Origin of the sequence: Stenotrophomonas sp. YIM B06876, from assembly GCF_030711595.1 — a bacterium.
Taxonomy (GTDB): Bacteria; Pseudomonadota; Gammaproteobacteria; order Xanthomonadales; family Xanthomonadaceae; genus Stenotrophomonas.
The window spans coordinates 1-2885 of the sequence record NZ_JAUJUJ010000091.1; the positions used below are offsets into that span (position 1 = coordinate 1).

At 64.1% G+C, this 2885-nt stretch carries 3 protein-coding genes; all 3 read right to left on the bottom strand.

Annotation, left to right across the window (positions count from 1 at the left end):
- A partial coding sequence (locus QZH66_RS14800; RefSeq protein ID WP_305806685.1) for an AAA family ATPase occupies window positions 1-533 on the bottom strand: 533 nt, incomplete at its 3' end.
- 2 nt (window positions 534-535) lie between these two features.
- Window positions 536-1969, bottom strand: coding sequence for a cbb3-type cytochrome c oxidase subunit I (locus QZH66_RS14805; protein WP_305806686.1), 1434 nt, complete (start codon window positions 1967-1969; stop codon window positions 536-538).
- 47 nt (window positions 1970-2016) lie between these two features.
- Entirely contained in the window at window positions 2017-2502 is a 486-nt protein-coding gene (locus QZH66_RS14810) for a cytochrome c (RefSeq protein ID WP_305806687.1), read from the bottom strand.
- Between the last annotated feature and the right edge of the window lie 383 nt (window positions 2503-2885).

The window sequence follows — 2885 nt, forward strand, 5'->3', positions numbered from 1 at the left end:
CTCGGCTTGAGGCCCTTGAGCAGGTTCTGGTAGCCGGGGTTGTAGGAGATGACGAGCATGAACTCGGGCGGCGCCTGGAGCAGCTCGCCGGTGCGCTCGATCGGCAGCACGCGCCGGTCGTCGGCCAGCGGGTGCAGCACCACGGTGGTGTCCTTGCGCGCTTCGACCACCTCGTCGAGGTAGACGATGGCGCCTTCGCGCACCGCGCGGCTCAAAGGCCCGTCGGCCCAGACGGTGTTGCCCTGGCCGATCAGGTGGCGGCCCACCAGGTCGGCGGCGCTCAGGTCGTCGTGGCACGAGACGGTGATCAGCGGGCGGCCCAGCCGCGCCGCCATGTGCTCGACGAAACGCGTCTTGCCGCAGCCCGTGGGGCCCTTGATGAGCAGCGGCAGCTGCTGGTCGAAGCAGTGCTCGAAGAGCGCGCATTCGCCACCTTGGGCGGCGTAGAACGGTGCACCGCCCACGGCGCCGTCGCGCTCCAGCGTGGAGAGAGTGCCTGGGGCCTGCGCGGCCACTGCGTGGGCGTTTTGCATGCTCAGGCCTGTGACAGGCGGCTGCCGCTGGCGCTGAATACGGTTTCTTCGTCGGCCGAGGGGCCGATGAAGAAGCTCGACAGGTAGCTCAGCAGGCCGATCAGGAACATGACGCCACCGGCCACGCGTGTCCAGTAGAAGAACGCCAGCTGGTCCTGCGTCGCCATGAAGGACATCGCCGTACCCGAAGCAGGCATGCGCTGCAGCCACACCTGCAGGATGCCGGCGCCGCTGAGCGCCAGCACCATCACGGCCATGCCGATGCTCATGGTCCAGAAGCTCCACATTTCAACCCGCTGCGCATGCTTGGGGTTGGCCTCGCGGCCGCGGATGATGGGCATGGCGTAGCTGATGATGGCCAGCACGACCAGCACGTAGGCGCCGTAGAAAGCCAGGTGGCCGTGCGCCGCCGTGACCTGCGAGCCGTGCGTGTAGTAGTTGACCCAGCTGAGCGTGTGGATGAAGCCCCACACGCCGGCGCCCAGGAAGGCGATGACGGCGGTGCCAACGGCCCATAGCACGGCGGCCTGGTTGGGGTGTTCGCGGCGGCGGCGTTGCACCATGTTGAAGGCGAACAGCGTCATCATGAAGAACGGAATCGGTTCGAGCGCCGAGAACACGCCGCCCACCCAGTGCCAGTAGCCCGGCAGGCCGATGAAGTAGAAGTGGTGGCCCGTGCCCAGGATGCCCGAGATCAGGGCGAAGGCGACGATCATGTACATCCACTTGTCGATCACCTCGCGGTCCACGCCGGTGGTCTTGATCAGTACGAAGGCCAGCAGCGCAGCCATGATCAGCTCCCAGGTGCCTTCCACCCACAGGTGCACCACGAACCACCAGTAGAGCTTGTCGCGCACCAGGTTGCTGGGGTTGACGAAGCTGAACAGGAACAGCAGCGCCAGGCCCCACAGGCCCAGCAGCAGCACCAGCGAGATGGCCGTCTTGCGGCCCTTGAGCACCGTCATGCTGATGTTGAACAGAAAGCCCAGGCAGACCAGCACGATGCCGACCTTGGTGGGCAGGGGCTGCTCGAGGAATTCGCGCCCCATGGTGGCCAGCAGGTCGTTGCCGGTCATCTGCGCCAGTGTGGCGTAGGGCACCAGCAGGTAGCCCAGGATGGTGGCGGCGCCGGCGACCAGGAAGATCCAGAACAGCACCTTGGCCAGCAGCGGGCTCCAGAGATCGGTCTCGCTCTCTTCGGGCACCATGTAGTAGGCCGCGCCCATGAAGCCGAACAGCAGCCACACGATGAGCAGGTTGGTGTGCACCATGCGGGCGATGTTGAACGGGATGGCCGGGAACATCAGGTCGCCGATCACGTACTGGAGCCCGAGGGTCAGGCCAAAGAGGATCTGGCCGGTGAACAGGCATAGCGCGGCGATGAAGTACAGCTTCGCGACGGCCTGCGACGGGTATTTGAGGGTTGCGGGTTGCATGTTTTTATCCTGGGAAGTGGATGAAGGGTCTGGGCGCCGTGGGGCGCTTACCCTTCAATGTTGGGCGGCCACTTTTCGGTGTTGATACCGTTGGTCCAGCGCAGGAATTCGACCAGGTCGTCGAGTTGCGGGTCGGTGAAGTTGAACTGCGGCATCTGGCGGCGCCCGGGCGTGTGCGTAGGCATGGCCTTCATCCAGCCCTTGATGAAATCAGGCCCGCGGCGCTCGTAGACATTGCCCAGCTCGGGCGCGAAATACGCTCCCTCGCCGAGCAGCGTGTGGCAGCCGATGCAGTTGCGCGTCTCCCATAAATGCTTGCCGCGCACCACGGCAGGCGTGATGTCGCCCGCCTTGGAGCGCTCGGGGATCTTGGTTTCGGTGTGAAAGATCAGCGCGGCAAACAGCAGCACGAAAAACATCGTGCCGCCATAGAAAATGTTGCGCGCCATCTGGCTGGTGAAGCCTTGGCTCATGGTGTACCTCATGCAGTGATGNGTTTCGGTGTGAAAGATCAGCGCGGCAAACAGCAGCACGAAAAACATCGTGCCGCCATAGAAAATGTTGCGCGCCATCTGGCTGGTGAAGCCTTGGCTCATGGTGTACCTCATGCAGTGATGAGTGGCCACGTTACCGAGTCGGCAGGCGCGCCAATTTGATGCGGATCAATAAGGTTCATATTTGATGAATCTTTTTTCTGCGCCGTGTTTTTGCGCCCCGCATGGGCCGAAAATGCAGGCTGGACGTTGCCCGCATGCAACGTCCGCACAGGGCAAGAACCGTGAGCCAGCAAGATTCCATGACCACCCCACCGCGCCATCCCGGCGTCTTTGCGCCAGCCGGCAACCAGGGCGCGCGTGCGGCGCCCCGGCTGCGCGGCGACCTGGGGGTCTGGCTCATCATCCTGCTCGAGCTGTTG